This window comes from Funiculus sociatus GB2-C1 (assembly GCF_039962115.1).
GTDB classification, from domain to species: Bacteria; Cyanobacteriota; Cyanobacteriia; order Cyanobacteriales; family FACHB-T130; genus Funiculus; species Funiculus sociatus.
Map to the genome: position 1 here is coordinate 21389 of NZ_JAMPKJ010000001.1, position 18991 is coordinate 40379.

Genomic DNA, 18991 nt, shown 5'->3' on the forward strand with positions numbered 1-18991 from the left:
TTAATTTTAGCTTAAATTTATAAAAGCATAAAGTGGTAAGAGGAATGAACCGCAAAGACGCAAAGAAAAGAGGGAACAAGAGAAAAGAAACTAGAAGCAAATTAATATTCTCTCTTTCTCTGCGTTCTAAGCGTCTGGAACGGTTGGTTTCTCATTTCTTAGATAATTTACAAATCCAACAATTCATAGCGCTTTTGCAAAGCTAACAATTTCATTCTGGCTTCTCCTGCATTGTCAGCTAAATCGGCAAATTCTACAAAGCGCCGCAACTCCTTTCGCAGCAAATTTCTCTCTACTTCAAAAGTGTCTCTATCTAAAGTTGGAGGCAGTACAATTGTGTCAAATAGAGTAGCGCGTTGCTTGCCTGGATGAGGGCGCAAAATTCGCCCTCGACGCTGAATAAATTGGCGCGGATTGCTACTACTCGCCAAAATTACCGCGTTTTGAATTGCTGGAATATCGACACCTTCATCTAAACAACGAATAGCAACCAAACCCTGTAATTCGCCATTTTCAAATTGTCGCCGCAAATTCTCTCTTTCTGACAAAGGTGTTTCGGCAGTGTAGGTATTAACGCGATACCCTAGTTCTTCTCCCAGAATTTTAACAACAGCTTTGAATTGGCGTGAAACGAAATTATTTGAGTTAGCGAAATCGCTATGTACGGAACCATCGCCGCAATAAAATAAGGTGTGGGAAGTATCCAGGCGTTGACTCATTAACTCGCGCAAAGCTTCTAACTTATTAGCAGCAGCGCCAATTAACCTCGCCCGCTTCATCAACAACGGCTTCAATTCTTCATTGTCTTCAAAATTTGCGGCAATATTATCCCGTTGTTTAAACAGAAGATGTCTGCCAATACTGGCACTTAGTTTGGTATAAGTACGCGCTTCCGCTTCTGTTAGTTCTACAAGTATGGGATAATAAAGATAATGTACCAGCGCCCCCTGTTGAATTGCATCTTTCAGGGTAAATTCTGGTTTTATAACTGTGCCAAAGTAATCAAATAAAGATTGCGTACCTGCATCATCAAAATAGCGTTCTGGTGTTGCCGAAAGTCCTAAGCGCAACCCAATACTAGAAGGCAAACTTTCCTCTAAACGTCGTGCGCCGAGGTTATGAGCTTCGTCTCCCACAATTAAAGTTTTTGGGGGAAAATACTTTAATTGGGACTGCAACCCCTCACCGATCAGTGTGGAATTTGTAGTAATGACTGTGAGAAAATGTTGGTTGCCAGAACGCAAGTTGTAAAGTTGCGTCGATAGCTGACTTTGCCAGTTGCGGACATTCTCAAAAGCTAAGACTGGTTCTAATCCAAATTTCTCGCATTCTCGCGCCCATTGCGTCACCAAATGCCGATATGGGCAGACTATCAGCAACACTCGCAAGCCGATTTGTTGATACAGTTCAGTTGCGATCGCTAATGCCGCAATAGTCTTGCCGCTACCAGTCGCCATCTTCAGCGTACCACGCCCTTTGTTGGCAAACCAATTAGCAACAGCTTCCCGCTGATACTGTCGCAGCTGAATAGATGGTGGCATTCGGGGACATCCCTTTCGCGGTGGATTTCCCTCCGTTGAGTAGCTACCCTTATTTTCGCCCGCTACAGGTAATCTTAATCTGAACTGAAGTCCTTCAAATCGGGGAGTTGCCTTGGGGGGAATCGTAGGCGTTAGTTTCGGGGCATTGTAGGCGGCATTCATGGTAGATACAGGACAGCATATAATCTAATGAATTATACATCTAGTGTTTATGGGGTTCCCTTCACAGTAACTTCACACTATATGCGTAAATTTTATTATCAAAAACTCATATTTATTGACAAAATGCCTTTCCGAAGACTATTTTTATCCCCATTCCGCATCCTCATTTCGACATATGACACTTGAGGGGGCGGAATGTGGACTAAGACATTATTTGGCTCAACTTAAAGGAAAGACACTTTGTTATTCCAAGTCGCAAGAGATGCTGAAATTATCAATTCGCTTGTTACATTACCTAAAGTATAAAACTGTCCCCGTACCTCCCAGTATTATCCCCTGACTGTGCAACGCCAAAAATCGAAAACTTACAACTTATACCTTCTCAATACAAGCTTTTAGCTGTTCGCTGAGAACCTGAACATGAGGTTTCTTTAGCATAGTTAGATGATTGCCAGGAATATTATGAATTTCCACTCCTCCAACAGCTAGATTGCTCCAGCCCATACTGGTATCTTGCTCCGTTTTTAACTGAACGCTAGTCTTAAAAAGAGTAATTCGATTTGGGTAGATTTGTGGAGTATAGTTGAGAGTTGCTTCGCTATTAGCATGGAAAACGCGAAGCATAGGCTGAATTGTTAACTCTCTTAAAATCTGCGACCTAGACTCCTGAGACATGAGATTACCTATAGCCTCCTCGCCCAATATCGAGCGCCAGAAAAGATGTTCTCCCAGCCGCAGAACCAACTTATTTAAAATAGGAAACCGAGATATAAAACTCTGATACTCGTTTTTACTAGGAGTAAGCAAATAAAAATAATCTATAACAAATGACCATATATATCGCGTCGCTATGGTAAAAAGAAACCTGAAACCATCTTTAAAAGAAGGTTGATTATCCGAACCTGGTGCTAAAGTATCAAGCATAGCAACTAGACCCACTTCATGCCCGGATTTTTGCAATTGTTGAGCCATTTCAAAAGCAACCAAACCTCCAAAAGACCACCCTCCTAAAAAATAAGGGCCTTTTGGCTGCACCACGCGCAACGCTTCAATATAATAAGCTGCCATATCTTCAATGCGATTTATTGGGGGCTGTTCTCCGTCAATACCTCGCGGTTGTAACCCATAAAAAGGCTGATTTTTGCCCAAATGATACGCTAATTCGTAATAAGGGAAAACTACGCCAAAAATAGGATGTACGCAGAAGAAAGGTGGATTTGAACCTTTAGGCTGAATTGCAACTAAAGGCGACCAAGACTGAGAATTATTTTCTACAAATAAAGTAGTTGCTAAACTTTCAACTGTCGGATTTAAGAAGAGGGTAGACAGCGGTAACTCGCGCTTAAACTGCTTGTATACCTCATCCATGAGGCGTATAGCCAGCAGGGAATTTCCACCTAAGTCAAAGAAGTTATCGCCAATACCTACACGCTCAATGTTAAGAACTTCAGCCCAAATTTTTGCTAACGTTGATTCTGTAGAAGTACGAGGAACAACGTTTAAGGTTAAATTCGAGATTTCTGATTTTAAGTTGAATGGTGTAGGTAATGCTAGACGATCTACTTTTCCATTAACAGTCAGCGGTAGAGAATCTATCAATACAAAAAATGAAGGCACCATGTAATCTGGTAACTTCTTCTTCAGAAAATCGCGAATTTCAATGGTGGTTAACGCCTGATTTTGCTGCGGTACAATATAAGCTATTAAACGCTTGTTATCAGGTATATCTTCGCGCACAATTACCACCGCTTCTTTAACTGCTGGATACTGCCTCAGCAGCGCCTCAATCTCTCCTAATTCGATGCGAAAACCGCGAATTTTTACCTGTTGGTCGATGCGTCCTAAAAACTCAATGTTTCCGTCTAGTTTAAACGTCGCTAAGTCACCTGTTTTATAAAGACGCTCGGTTCTACTCTCCTTTTTAAGGGAGGATAAAGAAGAATTTTCCTGTATTGAGGCTTCATTTTCTATTTTTACTTTGGCCTTTATAAAAAGGTTAGGAATAAACCGTTCAGCAGTTAACTCCGGACGGTTTAGATAGCCGCGTGCTAGTCCATCACCACTGATGTACAATTCGCCAGTAATACCGATAGGTACTGGCTGTAAATATCCATCTAATATATAAATTTGAGTATTAGCAATTGGGCAACCGATGGGCGGCTTTTCGCTATCGTCATTAATTTCTGCAATTGTAGCCCAAACAGTTGCTTCAGTTGGCCCATAAGCGTTAAAAAATCTGCGATCAGAAGTCCATTTGTTGACAATATCTTTAGAACAAGATTCGCCTGCACAAATTATAGTATGCAGTGCGGGAAGTTCTTCTTTTGGTAATACTGCAAGTACAGCAGGCGGAAGGGTGACGCAAGTAATATTATTGTCTTTGCATAGCTTTATTAAAGCTTGTCCAGGCAAAAGAGATTCTTTTTTAGCTATGTAAAGTGTTGCTCCTATTCGCAATGCCATGATAATTTCAAAGATTGAGGCATCAAAACTCAAGGATGCAAATTGTAAGATGCGATCGCTTGGCTGTAACTTGAAAACTTCGATCTGAGCTTCTGCTAAGTTAGACAGTCCTCTATGCTGTACTAAAACGCCTTTTGGTTTTCCGGTTGAGCCAGAGGTATAGATAACATAAGCTAGATTATCAAATGTTACGTTACTGGTTGGGTTGTGTTGGGGATGGGAAGCGATCGCATTCCAGTCTGTATCCAAACAAACTACAGACAAACCGTGTTGGCGATCCCCCCAACAGGGCTTCCAAAGGGGAGCTAATATGGATTGCGTTAATAAGATGGATATTTGAGCGTCTTCCACCATGAAGTTAAGACGTTCTTGCGGATAGCTTGGATCTAAAGGTAGGTATGCTCCACCTGCTTTGAGGATGCCCAATAGTCCCACTATCATATCTACAGAACGCTCTACACAAATGCCCACTAAAACATCTGGAAATACTCCCAATTGTTGCAGGTGGTGTGCAAGTTGATTGGCTCTGATGTTCAATTCGCGGTAGGTTAACTGCTGATTTTCAAAAATGAGCGCGATCGCATCCGGGCTTTGCTCTACCTGCGCTTCAAATAACTGATGAAAACACTGCTCTATTTTGGATGGTAAATTTTGGATTTCAAATTTATTCTGGCTAAATATTAATAGTTCTTTCTGCTCTGCATCGGTCAAGATTGTTAATTCACCAAGGCGTTTTTGTGGATTTGCAACAATACTTTCCAGCAGCGTTTGGTAATGTCCCAGCATTCGAGTAATGGTAGCATCATCAAATAAATCAGTGCTGTATATTACTTGTCCTTTAAAACTTTCCGGCGATTCCCACAAGTGAAACTCTAGATCGAACTTGGCGCTTAGGCTGTCAAACTCCAACTGCGAGAGCATTAAACCTGGCAATTCTAATGCCTCAATGGGAGTATTTTGCAGACTAAACGCAACTTGGAACAAGGGATGTTGGCTCAGGTTGCGCTCTGGATGCAGTTCTTCTACTAGCTTCTCAAAGGGTAAGTCTTGATGGGCATAAGCTCCTAGCGTAACCTCCCGTACTCTGCTCAGCAATTCTAGAAATGTTGGATTGCCTGATAAATTAGTACGCAGCACCAAACTATTGACAAAAAAACCAATTAATCCCTCAATTTCGCGACGGTTGCGGTTAGCAATTGGTGAGCCGACAACAATATCTGATTGCTGAGTGTAGCGATGGAGTAAGATTTGAAATGCCGCCAAGAGAGTCATAAACACAGTCACGCCTTGGCGCTGCGAAAGCGCCTCTAATTCCTCACTCAGGCTTTTCGGTAACTCTAGAAATTTCGTCGCGCCTCGGTAGGTTGGAGCGGTTGGGCGAGGTTTATCACTAGGCAAATTCAGTGAGGGGATATTGTCCAGCTGCTGCTTCCAGTAGGCTAACTGAGACTCCAGAACCTCACCCTGTAGCCATTCGCGCTGCCAGTCGGCAAAGTCTGCATATTGAATCGGCAGTTCTGGCAAGGGCGAGCGCTCTTTATTTGCAAAGGCTGCATAGAGTGTTCCTAGTTCCCGAATTAGCACCCCAATAGACCAACCATCACAGATAATGTGGTGCAGATTCAGCAGGAGTACATATTCTGAAGAGTCTAGCTGTAACAGCATCACTCGCAGTAACGAGTCCTGAGATAAATCGAAAGGACGCGATCGCTCCTCGGTAGCTATCCGTCGAGTTTCCGCTTCCCGTTCGGTTGCTGGTAGCGATTGCAAATCTACTACTGGCAGAGGTATGGTTAAGCTGGGAGCAATTACCTGGACGGGTTGCCCATCAAGCATCCTAAAAGTAGTACGCAAAGCTTCGTGGCGACACACAATTTCGTTGAACGTCTCTTCCAGCGCCGAAGTGTTGAGCGAACCTTTTAGGCAAAGTGCAGCCGCTACATTGTAAAAGGTATTGCCTGGGAAGAGTTGGTCGAGAAACCACAATCGCTGTTGAGCAAAAGATGCTGGAAATACAAAAACTTCTGTTTCCTCAGCTTTCATTTTGTTGTTGCTGTTCAGTCAGCACTCCAATCTTAAAAATTTGAATCACCCCGTCATGCAGTTCATAGCGTCCAATTTCGGGCTTCCACTCTAGAAAGTCTTCAAATGCGATCGCTTTGGGTAAGGCTTGAGTCATGGCTTGCTGCTTTCCCAGAATCAATATAAGTGCATTTTATTCAATTGTGCGATCGCGCTAATTTCGGCGCTCACTTCTTTTTCTACTTCTTCCCACCCCAGTAAAGGTTGACCACTCGCCACAATTTTTTGGCGAATCTCCCACAGTTTGCATCCGAGGAGTGTTTTCGGCTCAAACAGTTTATCCTGCATGGCAGTTTTTATCGATTCGGTTCCCATTGAATTTACCTTGGCTCTATTACGATAGGATAACCAGTATCCAAGTGAAAGCGATCGCCTGCACGAGTTCCCCCTTCACCAAGACAAACGTAGTGCATTTTTGTAGCGATCGCTCAGCGTGCGATCGCCCAAATGCTCAAAGAAAATTCTCAGCAGATGGAAGCGATCGCAATTTAGAAAGGGGCATTACTTGGCACGGCTGCACCGTAAAACGAAAGTGCTACTCCTGCGTCAACCCTTGATGTTGAAGTGTTCCCTCCGCTTGCTGCTCCACTATTTGAAATATCGAATAGTTCCTGTTCAAGGTTAGTTTATTACTCTTTCAGCAAAACCCCAATGACTAATTACCAGCTTGCCAAATCGGAATTCCTCCTACCGTTGGAACAGCCAACATCTGACCATCTGGACTAAATAATCCTGTACTAGCACCACTACTCACATCAAAACCACTAAGAGGCCATTCCTTGCGAATTTCGGCATTAAAAATACGTGAACCAGCTACCTGACCAGCAACCAGATAGGTTTTAGCATCAGGACTGAGTGATAACTGGTCATCCGTTCTGTCTACCGAAGCCGAAACAGTACGCACAGTTCCACCCGTTTTCACGTCCCAAGTCCGGAGGTGAGCTTCATATATCGCGTCTTTTGACAGACTGGTTAACGTTTGACCATCCGGGCTAAAGGCTATGCTCATGGGAATTAACTCATTCTTTTCTTTTAGGGTATGGAGGAGTTGACCTGTTTTAGGATTCCAAAGTTGAATCAAGCCTTGCCAGTGATAAGTTCCTCCCTTGAGGATAGATTGACTGGAACCGAGGCTGGCTAAGACTTGGCTATCAGGGCTAAAACTCATCCCTCGTAAAGATTTGATATTACTCCTGAGTACAAAACGCTTTTCGCCGGTTGCTACATCCCATAGCTGAATCTGCGGATTTTCGGAACCAAAATATTTTCGGGCGCTACTGGCAATAAATTGTCCGTTTGGGCTAAATTCCAGGCTGGAAACAATGCTAGCCGGGAAATTTTCCCCAGAATCCTTAGGGGATCGAAACTCTGCGCTATTGGTAAAAATTGGTTTTTTCCAGATAGCTTCTCCGGTTTTGCTATTCCACACACCAACTGCTATTGATTTATCAATTTGCGAGTAGACGATACTGGCAACAAACTGTCCATCAGGGCTGATGGTAACATCTCCAAAGGAAGTGGTATCGTCGGCTTTGATAGATGAGAGTAATTCCCCTTTCCTTACATCCCACAACTGAATGGCTTTACCCTGTTCACCATTACAGACGAGTAGAAGTCCATTAGAGCTAAACTTGGCATAGTTCGCGACAGTGGGCAACTTGTGAACTAGCTTGGAGTTTTCCCAAGATGGTTTAGCTTGAACCACGGAAGGGGTTGGTGCTTGAGCGAAGAAGCCAGCCGATTTTGCCACAGATGTCCCCACAAGTGTAGCGATCGCGAGGACGGTCACTGTTAAGGCAGTTGTTTTCTTCATACTCAAGGCAAAAGTAGTAGTGATTCACTACTAACTAATGACTCTCGATGAATGATTCTGTTTCCCTTCGCTTGGCAACACTTCGCCCAAGATAGAGGCATGAATGGATGAGGCTTTGTTTGCGATCGCCTTCTTTTAGAATTGCTTGTAAGTTGGGTGGATGCCGCAATTGAGCCGATCTTCAATAATTCTTCTGCTGCTCATCGGCAAAACACCACAGCCATTGCTCTCCTAATTCTGCTGAACTGATTACAGTATGTCCCGTTTCCTCATAGTGACGGCGAGAATGCTGATTTTCTGAGGAGTCGCAGCACAGCATCTTACCGCAGGTCTGACAAATGCGAAGATGCACCCAGCGACCATTGATCCGAATGCACTCTTCACAGCGAAACACGGGATAGTTGGCTTTAGAGATTAGGTTTTCTAGAGTCACTTCATTGAGGTGTTGGCAGGGCATAGGGTTTCCCGATCCGTTTATGAGTTGGAGTTGCTGATTGAATGCTTCCAATTCTAAGGTCTAAACTAGCGATCGCTTTCTTCTCTAGTGGATGGAACTTAATATAAATCCAGATTTAATGGTTACAGCTTTTCTCCTGCTAAGTTTATTCAGCCAAGCTTTAGCATGATCGCGAGATGTTCAATTCGCTCATACTCGTTGAGTTCTTCAATCTCACTTGCTGTGATATTGCCGCTTTGATTTTTGGCAAGTAACGTACTGAGTCGCTCTTGCATTTCAGGTGTGGGGTGAAAGGCGGCGATTTGTTCTGGGGTTGGCTGACTTGTTAGAAAGTCCAGAATGTAGCGGTAGACATGAGCCGGAAGGACAGCCTGCTGAACGCACTGCCGTAATAGTTCTGGCAGGCGATCGCCTAATTTAGTCCGTTGTTCGGAGAGGTCGTCTGGAATTTCCATCGTGATAGTTGTCACAGCGAGAGCCACGCAATAGCTACACTATTCGCTATTCTATGAGGAAATCAGTTTGTAGGTACGGAGTGAGAACTATGCACAGCATCATACTAAAATCCCATATCGGTAGCGATAGTCTTTTGAAGGTTCATTTACCTGACATGAGAGATACCGATATCGAGGTTGTCATTGTCTATCAAACTACCCTGCCCAAAGGTGTTGAAGCTGCATCTGTTTCACAGTTTTACGGATGTATTCAGGATGACTCATTTATTCGGCATCCTCAAAACGAACAACCTGAACGCAAGCCTCTGGAATGAAATATCTTCTTGATACAAATGTCTACATCATTTATCTAAAAGGCAGAAATTTGAACTTAAAGCAGAGACTTGAAGCAGTTCCTATTCAATACGCAACTAAAGGATTTTTATAATAAATACTCGATTATGCTTGCAGATAAGTAAATAAGTATTAATGCCAAGGAGTACCGTCGTGACAGAGCTGAAGAACCTAAACACAGAATTCCCGGACGAAGATACTGAAATCGATGATGATATCTGGATCGAGCTAGAAGAAGAGGATGTTGAGTTACAGGAAGAGGAAATTACTGAGCCGTTTGACCCAACCAAGATTAGGGTTGACACCAGACAAATAACGATCGACTTGGTGCTTGGCAGAATTAAGCTTAAAGAAATTGACTTAGCCCCTGATTTTCAGCGTCAAGCGGGAATCTGGAAAGACGCCGCTAAAAGCCGGCTGATTGAGTCTATCCTCATCCGTATTCCACTTCCAGCCTTCTATATGGACGCAACTGATGAGGATAAATGGTTGGTTATAGATGGACTACAACGGCTAACTGCCCTTAAGCAGTTTGTCCTTGATAAGCAACTTAAGCTACGTAGACTAGAGTACCTCACCGACGTTGAGGGCAAAACCTATGATGAACTGCCTCGTAAGTACCAGCGTCGAATCCAGGAGACTCAGATCACCGTTTATCTGATTGAAAAAGGCACCCCCCCTGAAGTTAAATTTAATATTTTCAGACGCATTAACACAGGGGGCTTACCTCTCTCACCCCAGGAACTTCGCCACGCTTTAAACCAGGGGAAAGCAACAAAATTTTTGGCTCAGCTTGCTGATTCGCAAGAGTTCAAGCAGACAACAGGTATTACAAATACTCGTAAACAGCTTCGTATGGAGGATCGTGATTTTGTCCTTCGTTTTTTAGCTTTCACTCTTACCTCATACACGGATTACAAAGCTAAGAGCCTAGATTTTTTTCTAAATGAAACGATGGTTGATATTAATAAAATGTCTGATTCAGAAATAAATATCCTCGGAGAAAGTTTTTTGCGAACGATGGTCATAGCATTTGACATATTCGGAGACTATGCTTTTCGGAAAATATCCAAGCATAATAAAGAACAAAAGAATCCCCTCAATAAAGCATTGTTTGAGGCTTGGGCAGTCAACCTTAGCAAGCTAGAGGAGCAAGCAATTGACACTCTGAGAGAGCGAAAGCAATATTTAATCGATAATTTTATTGCAATTCTGGAAAGTGATGCTAAATTTATGGGGTCTATTTCCCAGAGTACTGACAGTGTTAGTAAAGTTAAGTATCGGTTTAGTACTATTGAGAACTTGTTAAAGGAAGTGCTGGCATGATTCGGATTCGTTCTCTGTGCTTGAAAAACTTCAAACCTTTTGAAGCCGAGTTTCTTGAGTTCAGATCACTCACCCTGCTTTCTGGTCTCAACAGCACAGGCAAATCCTCAGTACTTCAATCCCTGCTGCTGCTACGTCAATCTTACCAACAAGGCTTACTGCGAAAAACAGGCTTGGCGCTCAATGGTGACTTGGTTTGTATTGGTACGGCTCAAGATGCGCTTTTTGAGGGTGCAAAAGATGATTCAATTGGTTTTGAGCTTGTTTGGGAAGATGGCATCAAGGGGATATGGCGTTTCGACTACAACCGAGAGGCAGACGTGATAGCTCTTTCCGCATCACAAACTGCTCCTGATGTCTATAAATCAAATCTTTTCAGCGATAATTTCCATTATATTCAAGCAGAACGTATTGGTCCGCGCACATACTTTGAGATATCGGATTTTCAGGTACGACAGCATGGGCAACTCGGCACCAGGGGCGAATACACAGCATACTTCCTCTCAACTTATAGAGATAGAGATATTCCTAACAGTAATCTGAGCCATCCAGAGGCAAAGTCATTTAATCTGAGAGATCAGGTCGAGGCATGGATGGGAGAAGTCAGCCCAGGTACACGCATCGAAATTAAGTCAAACCCAGATATGGATTTGGTGAGTTTTCAATACTCCTACGGACTAAGCAACCCTTACCGTGCAACCAACGTTGGGTTTGGAATTACCTACACCCTTCCCATCATTGTGGCAGTGCTTTCATCCCCCCCTGGCACACTAATCCTAATAGAAAATCCAGAAGCACATCTCCATCCTAAAGGGCAAGCCAAAATGGGTGAGTTGTTGGCGCTTGCAGCTAGCTGTGGCGTTCAAGTTGTGATAGAAACTCATAGCGACCATGTTTTAAACGGTATTCGTCTTGCTGTTCATGACGGTAAGCTTAACCCCAAAGATGTCCAGTTGCACTACTTTGAGCGTAAAGAAAAAGATGGACAAGCTTACACAGAAGTAGTATCGCCACACATTGATCGCAACGGACGAATTGATCAATGGCCAGAAGGGTTCTTTGATGAATGGGATAAAAGTTTAGAGGCTTTATTAGAACCAGCAGGAGAATAAGACATGGATTTAGAGATGGTACTCAATGAACTGTCTCTGCGAACTCCTGCTGCTGATATTCCAACAGCACAGCAATTAATGTCAGAGCTGATTGGCACTGTGCGTCAAGCAACTTCCAGTGGTGTGAAGCGAGTGCTTCGCACTTCAGATGAGATTAACACCATCGAACTCGCACCTGGCTATCCTGTGGCTCGTTGGCGCAACGATGCGACGGTAAATCGGGAAGAGCGTAGTTTCTTCAGAACTCTCACAGCAAAAGCTCCCTTCTGGACAGATGTTGCTGAAGAGATTAAAAACGACTTTGATTTGTCTCAGGTTTGGCATCAAGGAGAGGAAGCAAGAGGACTTGGCTTTGCTGTAGTGATTGATGGACTTGTGGTGAGCTTGATTTCAGAAGCACGATGGGATTGTAGCCGCTTAGAGTTGGAAATCAGACGGTTGGATGAAAATGAAGAATTAATTGATGAACCGCTAGAAATTATCCACGCCAGTCGTAGCAACCATGTACAGGAACACTCTAATTGGATTAACAACCGTATCCGCTCAACAGTGGTTGATGGGTTAGAACTCTGGAATCGTAAAGATGAGTTATTTCCCAACCTGATATTCTGTGAGGCTGTCCGTGAGCAATTGCAGAACCTTGGCGCGAAACACCCGATGTTGCACCATGTTAAAAATAAATTGTCAGAGATTGAAGGCTACTGCAAGATTTGGACAGATGAGGCTTTTGGTCCAAAGAGCCTAAAAAATGTCTCAGTAGAAAGCCCAGTCACACTTCAGAATCCCACGTATAGCAAAGAGCGAATGTTTCTTTGTCCCGATGGTCAGAAGCAAGTCTTCAGTTGGCACGCTAAGCTATCATTTGGTTGGCGTATTTATTTCTTACCAAATGAGCAAAGAAGGATGATTATCGGTTATGTTGGTTGTCACCTCCGCACTGTGAAATACTCTAATTAATCTCAATATTCAAGAGTTCTTATGAAATGTTTTGAATAATCAGTGATCGCACTTTCCTAACAACCCAAGAAAAAAACTACTTCGACTTTCGTTTCGACTTGGGTGGCGTTCGGTGTGCGCCAAAATATTTTTCACTACGGTAGCGAAGCCACACCCGCAACTGCTGCGGAATCTGGTCTTTTTGTTCTTTTGTCAGCGTGTTGTAAAGGGCTAGAGCGCGATCGCGTTCTCCCCGACAAGCAGCATTATTATGAGCATCCCAGTAGCTACGGGCAACCCGAATCCGCCGACAGACTTCCTTAATTAGTGCTTCTCCCGTGAGGGGATTTTCCTGCTTTGCCATACTTGAATTTTGCTTACTGGTGCGATCGTAGCTTATTGAAGAATTAATAAAATAGCTGCTCTAAACAGGTACCTTGTTGATTGCTTGGAGGCGATAGCAATGTCTTCGAGCGTTGAAGTAAGTGAATCAGGCACTTACAGCTACCCGCCGACATTTTACAGGCAATTGCGCCCAATACCCGCTTCGTAGTAGAGGTGCAAAGCGATCGCGACAGCGTTGCGAAGCAATACCGCTTAATCCTGTCCCCCGTTCCCCTAGAGCAACCCTTTTGGGCAACCGCCACGCCTGAAGAACGTCCTGAACGGCTTCACCAGTGGGTACACCACAAGGATGGCCCTAATCTGCCAGACGAAGCCTTGCGACGGGAGAATATTTACGATTGATGACAACTTATCTGTTGCATACCAATGCTTTACTGAGAAGTAGCGATCGCTTCCTGGGACAGCGGTGCAGCAATGCTCAATGGTACGCTCTTGAAGTGTCAATGCTTCTGACTTTCACCATATTGTAGGGACGTCTGCAAAGATCGGACGCACATCTATATTTTGGTATCTGCTCACTCAATATAGAGCTTCATTGAAGGGCATACTCAGCATCGGAGTCCAAAACTACTAGAAAAGGAACACCCATGAAAAACTTCTTTTTAGGAAGCATAGTGCTGCTGCTTGCACTGTCGGGGACAGCAAGAGCAAGCGCACAGAATCTCACCTCCGCAGAAGCTTGCCAGAAGGGAGAACCAGAGTGCGTAGACCTCGTTATCGAAGAGATGGAGCGCCGATACGAGCTACTCGCAGAGCTATGCGACCATGATGCCTTGTTTGCACTTACCTACCTGCGAAGTACTGAAACGTTTCTAGAGACACTCGACGAAATTGGGTATGACGACCCTGCTTCCGTGGTTCGAGAGGATGCACTGTTCGCAGAATACTATTTTCGCCCTTACGACGCCTACCACTCAGGACAAGGCAACGTACCACCGGCTTGGCAGATTGCCTTTGATGCAGCACAGAATCGTTCAGTGGCAGGCGCAGGAAACCTACTTTTAGGCTTCAACGCCCACATTCAACGGGACTTACCCTTTGTGCTGTACGACCTTTATACCCAAGGCACTCCCGTAAGTTACTCAGACCATAACCGCGCCAACCAATTCCTCCAACAAGTGGATGTAACCGAGGAACTGGTACAGAAGTTTGACCCGACCATTGACGACGCAGACTTGCCGGGTGAAGAAGATGACCAGCAGCAGTTTCAACTCATCGCTCAGTGGCGCGAAAGAGCCTTCCGCAATTTTGAACGACTCCGAGATGCTTCTACCGACGCAGAGCGAACACAGGTGGCAGCAGAAATTGAAGGGTATTCAGCAGCATTCGCACAGGGAGTGCAACTGGGATTTGCTTACCCACCCGGCACGGATAGCTCTGCCAGGGATGCTTACTGTCAGCGATGCCAAGAAGGAAATCACGCTTCCGTTCCCGAACCCCATGCTGGGTCGGGATTATTGGTGGTGAGTGGCATTTGGCTGCTCATCAACAAGTTCAAACCCAAACGATTTGCCTCTCAACGTTCCTAGTCGTTTCGAGATTGAGAACCATTGTGTCCGGTATGGGTGCGATTCACTCCTGAAAAATCGCACCTGACACTAACCTAAACTTCAGTCCCGCAGCATCAATGAAATTCTAGTTGTTCATCCCCAAGCGATCGCCCCCACGTCAAAAAAGGGTTCAACCTCGGTGCGCGATCGCTTATTTTCTGTACCCCTTGAAGATATGACTGTGCGTTCGGTTGTCAAAGCTGAGTTGTTCTATGGTGCGCGGCGAAGTAACAACCCAACTCGAACTCTGGAACAGCAACAGGAATTTCTAGGGCGGTTTGCCTCCCTTTCTTTTGGGGATGAGGCTGCGATCGCACTTTCCCCAGAATCTTACTTCGACTTTCGCTTCGACTTAGGCGGCGTTCGATGTGCGCCAAAGTATTTTTCACTGCGATAGCGAAGCCACACCCGCAACTGCTGCGGAATCTGGTCTTTTTGTTCTTTCGTCAGCGTGTTGTAAAGGGCTAAAGCGCGATCGCGTTCTCCCCGACAAGCAGCATTATTATGAGCATCCCAGTAGCTACGGGCAACCCGAATCCGCCGACAGACTTCCTTAATGAGTGCTTCTCCCGTGAGGGGATTTTCCTGCTTTGCCATACTTCAATCAGAACGCCTTACGGTGAGAATCTTGAGTAATAAAAGTAATAAAGGAACCAGCAATTCGTTGTCCGAGTACACGCGAATCGCTGGCTGCGGCTATAAAGCGATCGCGCTAGGTGAATCGCCACTGCTAATCCTTATCTTCTCCATCCTTCTCCTCATCGTCATCTTTATCGGAGGAGCCAGTGGTCTCATGGCCCTCGTCATCGTCATCATCAGCCTGATTAACCTGGTTGGATTTTTGTTCCGATTCTTCTACAGGTTCGGAATTTTTAGCGGGTTCACTACAACCAACTAGAACGATATTACCTGCGAACATCACAAGCAGACCCAAGCAAAAAGCACTAAAAGATTTATTCCACAGCGGTATCATTTGGGATTTGGGTTCTCCATCAATACTATTCATATCTTTTTAAACTTTAGCGAACTGCACGGGATTTAAACCTTAGATTTGATTTGTCTATGGTCATGGATTGGGTTGTGGCTGGACTTGTGCTTGCCAGCCTCCATTGAATTGGCTATTCCAATGACCAGGTATTTTTGCACAAATGGGATGCTTCCGCCGATCGCCTTAAAATATCAGGTGGTTGATGGAAGTTCCAACAACTCCGGTTGTTCTTCAATCAGCGCCAGAGGTTGTTTTATTTGCCACGTCTTATCTTGGGAAAGTTTCAGCAAAGACTGATGATAATTTGCCAACGTAGCGCGATGTCCCACACTCAAGAAAGTAGTCCCTTTCGCTTGCAAATGTTTATACAACCGTTCCTCGTTATCCAAATCTAGGGCGCTGGTTGCTTCATCTAAGATGGCGTAGTTGGGTTTGTTTAGCAGCAACCGGGCGAAAGTTAGCCGTTGTTGTTCGCCCAAAGAGAGGACATCTGCCCAATCCTGTTCGGCATCAAAGCCACCAAATCTTTCCTCTAAACCTGCTAAATTAACCTGTTCCAGCACTTGCTTTAAGTGTTCGTCGTCAACCTCAAGGTGCGTGTTGGGATAGAGCAATTGATCGCGCAGAGTACCCAACACCATATAAGGACGTTGCGGCAAAAATAGGATCTGGTTCGATTCAGGACGAATAATCGTTCCTGTACCAGAATCCCACAAACCCGCGATCGCTCTCAGCAGCGAACTCTTACCACAACCACTTGGCCCCATCACCAAAAGTCCTTGTCTAGCAGCTAACTCTAGCGACAAATCTTCTACTAATGTGCGTTGATAGTTGGGCGTTTGCAGGTTGAGATGTTCGACGGCGAGGCGTTCTGCTTCCACGGTTTGAATTTTGGGCTGTTCCTGATTCGATTCCCTCCGCTCTAAAAATTCTGCAAAGGTATAGAGACGATTAATTCCAGCGCCAAACGTGGTTAATTGCTGGAAACGAGCAACCACAACATTCAGTGAGAAAAAGACTCTTACAAAAGCGCCTTGCGCTTCAGAAACTTTGCCCACCTCCATTTCTCCAGCAAAAATTGCGGGTGCAACCACTAAAGCAGGCAAGATAAACGGGATAAACTCATAAGCATTTGTGAGAACATTTAAGTTCAATTCCCAAACCAACAGCCGCTTGACATTCTCAAACACATCGAAAAACCGCTGCTTAACTTGGTTTGACTCTTGTTCTTCCCCTCGATAGAATGCGATCGCTTCCGCATTCTCCCGAATTCTCACCAGACCAAAACGGAGATTCGCTTCCTTCTTCAGTTGTTCAAAATTCAGTCGGACAAGCGGCTTCCCAAACACAACCGTCGTCACCAGAGTGCCAATCAAGGCATACAGCACCAGAAAAAGCACCAGAGGTTTAGAAATACCCCAGAGTACACTGCTGAAGGCGATCGTTGACAGCACTGACTCCACCAACCGCAGCAAAAAGGTGAGGGATTCCTGGGTAAAACTGCGAACATCTTCCGAAATCCGCTGATCTGGGTTATCGATTTCGGTGCCTGAGATATGCAGATTATAGTACGAGCGATCGCGAAAGTAGCTATCCACGAATCGATGGGTTAGCCATTTGCGCCATTGCAAACTCAGGCGATCGCGCAGATAGGTATAGCCTGCTAAAAGGGGTGCATAGATTACCAGCACGCCGATGAAAACGATCACGGTTTGCCAAAAGCGCGGCTCATCCTGGGCTGAGAGCGATGAAATCAGCACCCCTCGCTTATTGTTGAGGATGACGCTCAACCCCGTATACGCCAGCAAACATAGCACAACGCCCAGCAGTAACCCTCTGGCTTGCCATTTCTCATCCCCTGACCAATAGGACTTGGCGATCGTCCAAAACTGCTGAAATACGTTGAAATTCAATCGATCCATCGGCTTGCTTCCCTTACAACTCGGTCTGCCGGGAGATAATAAGTAAAGGTGAATCAGAGCAAAATTTACTCAAATACTGGTGTGACTCATCTCTGGGCAATTGTTAAATTATGCTACAAATTTCTAATACCGTAAGTATTCCAGAGTATGAGATTGAGATGAGTGCAGTCCGCTCTCAAGGGGCAGGAGGGCAAAACGTCAACAAGGTGGCAACTTCTGAGCGTAGTTGCAGCCAATCAATACAAACTTCTGCCAAATCTTCAGATGTAAAGGTGCGGAGTGCGGTGCCAATTGCAAAAGCTAACTGTACAAAGGCACGAATAATAAGTGAGAAAAGGGCAACTTTAGCGGAAAACTAGCTTGTTTATACTCAGTAATGTAGGTTGGGTTGAGGCACGAAACCCAACACGGTCAAGGCTTTGATGGGTTTCGCTACCGCTCTACCCATCCTACAAATAATTAAGTGCTTCTACTTATACTCAGCTTGATTTGGGAACAAAGAGCATTACCCCGATTGCAGAAAACACAACCACGTCAATACATTAATCAACAATCGTTACTGTGGTACCTAACTTCACCCAACCCTTCTCAATCAACTGCTGCAATGTGTTTGAGTCGAGATGGATGCAGCCACCTGAGTTAGCTTGACCAATATTCTCCGGATTGGGTGTACCATGAAGTGCGATTGAGAACCAGTAGGGCGTTCCCTGAAATGTACTCATCTTGGGACCCGTGATGCTTGTCGTTGAAGTGAGTCCGATATAGCCATTTCCATAGGCTCTGTCTGGGCTACCGTTCCCATCAAAATCAAGAGAATTCATGTTCTTGAATAGCTGAGCTAATCCTTGCCGAGGGTTAACTAAGCTGCGATATTGAGTAACCTTGACAAAACGCTTAACGTTATCTTGGGCAATCTGGTTGTACTCAGACTTTTTGTAGAGAATCAAGTCTACGCTCATCTCGCCTGTGGGGGTAACAAAGTCATTCATATTTTGTTTGTCTTTGAGTCCGCCCTTACCAATACCAATACTTGCCTTGTAAATCGGAACGCTTTGGTTATTGAGTACCTCTAAGCGCTTGTCTACTCGATGAATGAGCAGCGAGTAACGTTCTTCTTGAATGCTGTTGAGTTTATCAGCATTTTTTACGGATGCTGGGGAGAATTGTGGCTTGGCTTCAGTTGCTTTTTTTGGAGTTGGAACGACAGCATCAGATGATGTACAAGCGCATAGGGCTATTGGTAGTACTGCAACTAAGATCCAGTTTGAGATGAGACGAGATGTTCTGAACACAACTAACCTAACTGAGGCTTGCTCAACTAATTCTCATAATATAAGGGAGACCCTGTAAGTTGTTCTACGCCGTGTTTGATATTGCAGCTAGAGAGGGAGCTAGAGGCGAAGCTACTACTTTATGCTGGAATCAGCACCAATAGAGCGAAACCGG

20 protein-coding genes and 2 pseudogenes are annotated in these 18991 nt (G+C 44.6%); 10 read left to right on the forward strand and 12 right to left on the reverse strand.

The features are described 5' to 3' along the window. Positions 1-167: 167 nt before the first annotated feature. Positions 168-1703: a DNA phosphorothioation system restriction enzyme gene (locus NDI42_RS00110; RefSeq protein WP_190453845.1), complete on the reverse strand. Its 1536-nt coding sequence runs from the start codon at positions 1701-1703 to the stop codon at positions 168-170. A gap of 193 nt (positions 1704-1896) precedes the next feature. Here NDI42_RS00110 and NDI42_RS28860 point away from each other — a divergent pair. Continuing rightward, positions 1897-2043 (forward strand): annotated as a pseudogene (locus tag NDI42_RS28860) (IS1 family transposase); the annotation flags it as partial. A gap of 32 nt (positions 2044-2075) precedes the next feature. Here NDI42_RS28860 and NDI42_RS00115 read toward each other — a convergent pair. From NDI42_RS00115 to NDI42_RS00125, 3 genes and pseudogenes are all read right to left on the reverse strand, one after another. Next, positions 2076-6209, reverse strand: coding sequence for a non-ribosomal peptide synthetase (locus NDI42_RS00115; protein WP_190453848.1), 4134 nt, complete (start codon positions 6207-6209; stop codon positions 2076-2078). A gap of 43 nt (positions 6210-6252) precedes the next feature. Beyond that, positions 6253-6345: pseudogene (locus NDI42_RS00120) on the reverse strand (Uma2 family endonuclease); the annotation flags it as partial. A 20-nt stretch (positions 6346-6365) separates the two neighbouring features. Further along, positions 6366-6563: a hypothetical protein gene (locus NDI42_RS00125; protein WP_190453851.1), complete on the reverse strand. Its 198-nt coding sequence runs from the start codon at positions 6561-6563 to the stop codon at positions 6366-6368. Here NDI42_RS00125 and NDI42_RS00130 point away from each other — a divergent pair. Then, positions 6563-6805: a hypothetical protein gene (locus tag NDI42_RS00130; protein ID WP_190453854.1), complete on the forward strand. Its 243-nt coding sequence runs from the start codon at positions 6563-6565 to the stop codon at positions 6803-6805. The two genes, NDI42_RS00125 and NDI42_RS00130, sit on opposite strands and share 1 nt — an antisense overlap. Positions 6806-6903: 98 nt before the next feature. Here NDI42_RS00130 and NDI42_RS00140 read toward each other — a convergent pair whose 3' ends face one another. The 3 genes from NDI42_RS00140 to NDI42_RS00150 form a co-directional block, all read right to left on the reverse strand. Continuing rightward, entirely contained in the window at positions 6904-8061 is a 1158-nt protein-coding gene (locus tag NDI42_RS00140; protein WP_190453855.1) for a WD40 repeat domain-containing protein, read from the reverse strand. Between the two features lie 181 nt (positions 8062-8242). Then, positions 8243-8518 (reverse strand): UBP-type zinc finger domain-containing protein, encoded by a 276-nt coding sequence (locus tag NDI42_RS00145; protein WP_190453858.1) that lies wholly within the window; start codon positions 8516-8518, stop codon positions 8243-8245. A gap of 149 nt (positions 8519-8667) precedes the next feature. Then, positions 8668-8988, reverse strand: coding sequence for a hypothetical protein (locus NDI42_RS00150; protein WP_190453861.1), 321 nt, complete (start codon positions 8986-8988; stop codon positions 8668-8670). A gap of 74 nt (positions 8989-9062) precedes the next feature. Here NDI42_RS00150 and NDI42_RS00155 point away from each other — a divergent pair, with 74 nt between their 5' ends. The 4 genes from NDI42_RS00155 (at position 9063) to NDI42_RS00170 (ending at position 12701) form a co-directional block, all read left to right on the forward strand. Further along, positions 9063-9287, forward strand: a complete 225-nt coding sequence (locus tag NDI42_RS00155) for a hypothetical protein (RefSeq protein WP_190453864.1) — start codon at positions 9063-9065, stop codon at positions 9285-9287. 172 nt (positions 9288-9459) lie between these two features. Further along, a complete protein-coding gene (locus tag NDI42_RS00160; protein ID WP_190453867.1) occupies positions 9460-10632 on the forward strand; it encodes a DUF262 domain-containing protein in 1173 nt (390 codons plus the stop codon). After that, complete coding sequence (locus NDI42_RS00165; protein WP_190453870.1) at positions 10629-11744, forward strand: AAA family ATPase; 1116 nt, start codon at positions 10629-10631, stop codon at positions 11742-11744. The genes NDI42_RS00160 and NDI42_RS00165 overlap by 4 nt, the downstream gene beginning before the upstream one ends. 3 nt (positions 11745-11747) lie before the next feature. Further along, complete coding sequence (locus NDI42_RS00170; RefSeq protein ID WP_190453873.1) at positions 11748-12701, forward strand: hypothetical protein; 954 nt, start codon at positions 11748-11750, stop codon at positions 12699-12701. Positions 12702-12777: 76 nt separating this feature from the next. On the opposite strand, the gene NDI42_RS00175 is transcribed toward NDI42_RS00170, so the two are convergent. Further along, positions 12778-13044, reverse strand: coding sequence for a Precorrin-3B methylase (locus tag NDI42_RS00175; RefSeq protein ID WP_190427720.1), 267 nt, complete (start codon positions 13042-13044; stop codon positions 12778-12780). A gap of 194 nt (positions 13045-13238) precedes the next feature. Between NDI42_RS00175 and NDI42_RS00180 the strand changes: the two genes are divergently transcribed. The 3 genes from NDI42_RS00180 to NDI42_RS00190 all read left to right on the forward strand — a co-directional run bounded on the left by NDI42_RS00180 (position 13239) and on the right by NDI42_RS00190 (position 14614). Next, the gene (locus tag NDI42_RS00180; protein WP_190453875.1) at positions 13239-13427 is read left to right on the forward strand and encodes a hypothetical protein; all 189 of its coding nucleotides are present in this window, start codon (positions 13239-13241) and stop codon (positions 13425-13427) included. Further along, positions 13427-13555 (forward strand): hypothetical protein, encoded by a 129-nt coding sequence (locus NDI42_RS00185; protein ID WP_277876826.1) that lies wholly within the window; start codon positions 13427-13429, stop codon positions 13553-13555. The genes NDI42_RS00180 and NDI42_RS00185 overlap by 1 nt, the downstream gene beginning before the upstream one ends. A 117-nt stretch (positions 13556-13672) precedes the next feature. Next, positions 13673-14614 carry a DUF5995 family protein gene (locus tag NDI42_RS00190; RefSeq protein ID WP_190453877.1) on the forward strand — a complete coding sequence of 314 codons (942 nt, stop codon included), beginning with the start codon at positions 13673-13675 and terminating at the stop codon, positions 14612-14614. A 351-nt stretch (positions 14615-14965) separates the two neighbouring features. On the opposite strand, the gene NDI42_RS00195 is transcribed toward NDI42_RS00190, so the two are convergent. The 3 genes from NDI42_RS00195 to NDI42_RS00205 all read right to left on the reverse strand — a co-directional run bounded on the left by NDI42_RS00195 (position 14966) and on the right by NDI42_RS00205 (position 17545). Then, positions 14966-15232 (reverse strand): Precorrin-3B methylase, encoded by a 267-nt coding sequence (locus NDI42_RS00195; RefSeq protein ID WP_190427720.1) that lies wholly within the window; start codon positions 15230-15232, stop codon positions 14966-14968. 133 nt (positions 15233-15365) lie between these two features. Then, positions 15366-15641, reverse strand: coding sequence for a hypothetical protein (locus NDI42_RS00200; RefSeq protein ID WP_190453880.1), 276 nt, complete (start codon positions 15639-15641; stop codon positions 15366-15368). 173 nt (positions 15642-15814) lie between these two features. Next, entirely contained in the window at positions 15815-17545 is a 1731-nt protein-coding gene (locus tag NDI42_RS00205; protein WP_190453883.1) for an ABC transporter ATP-binding protein/permease, read from the reverse strand. 110 nt (positions 17546-17655) lie between these two features. Between NDI42_RS00205 and NDI42_RS29060 the strand changes: the two genes are divergently transcribed. Next, positions 17656-17904 carry a peptide chain release factor-like protein gene (locus NDI42_RS29060; RefSeq protein WP_190453886.1) on the forward strand — a complete coding sequence of 83 codons (249 nt, stop codon included), beginning with the start codon at positions 17656-17658 and terminating at the stop codon, positions 17902-17904. Positions 17905-18087: 183 nt separating this feature from the next. Here NDI42_RS29060 and NDI42_RS00215 read toward each other — a convergent pair whose 3' ends face one another. Beyond that, a complete protein-coding gene (locus tag NDI42_RS00215; protein WP_190453889.1) occupies positions 18088-18837 on the reverse strand; it encodes a L,D-transpeptidase in 750 nt (249 codons plus the stop codon). Between the last annotated feature and the right edge of the window lie 154 nt (positions 18838-18991).

Coding starts and splice junctions, on each gene's coding strand:
- NDI42_RS00110 (WP_190453845.1), bottom strand. CDS start 1,703: ATGAATGCCGCCTACAATGCCCCGAAACTAACGCCTACGATTCCCCCC.
- NDI42_RS00115 (WP_190453848.1), bottom strand. CDS start 6,209: ATGAAAGCTGAGGAAACAGAAGTTTTTGTATTTCCAGCATCTTTTGCT.
- NDI42_RS00125 (WP_190453851.1), bottom strand. CDS start 6,563: ATGGGAACCGAATCGATAAAAACTGCCATGCAGGATAAACTGTTTGAG.
- NDI42_RS00140 (WP_190453855.1), bottom strand. CDS start 8,061: ATGAAGAAAACAACTGCCTTAACAGTGACCGTCCTCGCGATCGCTACA.
- NDI42_RS00145 (WP_190453858.1), bottom strand. CDS start 8,518: ATGCCCTGCCAACACCTCAATGAAGTGACTCTAGAAAACCTAATCTCT.
- NDI42_RS00155 (WP_190453864.1), top strand. CDS start 9,063: ATGCACAGCATCATACTAAAATCCCATATCGGTAGCGATAGTCTTTTG.
- NDI42_RS00165 (WP_190453870.1), top strand. CDS start 10,629: ATGATTCGGATTCGTTCTCTGTGCTTGAAAAACTTCAAACCTTTTGAA.
- NDI42_RS00170 (WP_190453873.1), top strand. CDS start 11,748: ATGGATTTAGAGATGGTACTCAATGAACTGTCTCTGCGAACTCCTGCT.
- NDI42_RS00175 (WP_190427720.1), bottom strand. CDS start 13,044: ATGGCAAAGCAGGAAAATCCCCTCACGGGAGAAGCACTAATTAAGGAA.
- NDI42_RS00185 (WP_277876826.1), top strand. CDS start 13,427: ATGACAACTTATCTGTTGCATACCAATGCTTTACTGAGAAGTAGCGAT.
- NDI42_RS00190 (WP_190453877.1), top strand. CDS start 13,673: ATGAAAAACTTCTTTTTAGGAAGCATAGTGCTGCTGCTTGCACTGTCG.
- NDI42_RS00195 (WP_190427720.1), bottom strand. CDS start 15,232: ATGGCAAAGCAGGAAAATCCCCTCACGGGAGAAGCACTCATTAAGGAA.
- NDI42_RS00200 (WP_190453880.1), bottom strand. CDS start 15,641: ATGAATAGTATTGATGGAGAACCCAAATCCCAAATGATACCGCTGTGG.
- NDI42_RS00205 (WP_190453883.1), bottom strand. CDS start 17,545: ATGGATCGATTGAATTTCAACGTATTTCAGCAGTTTTGGACGATCGCC.
- NDI42_RS29060 (WP_190453886.1), top strand. CDS start 17,656: ATGCTACAAATTTCTAATACCGTAAGTATTCCAGAGTATGAGATTGAG.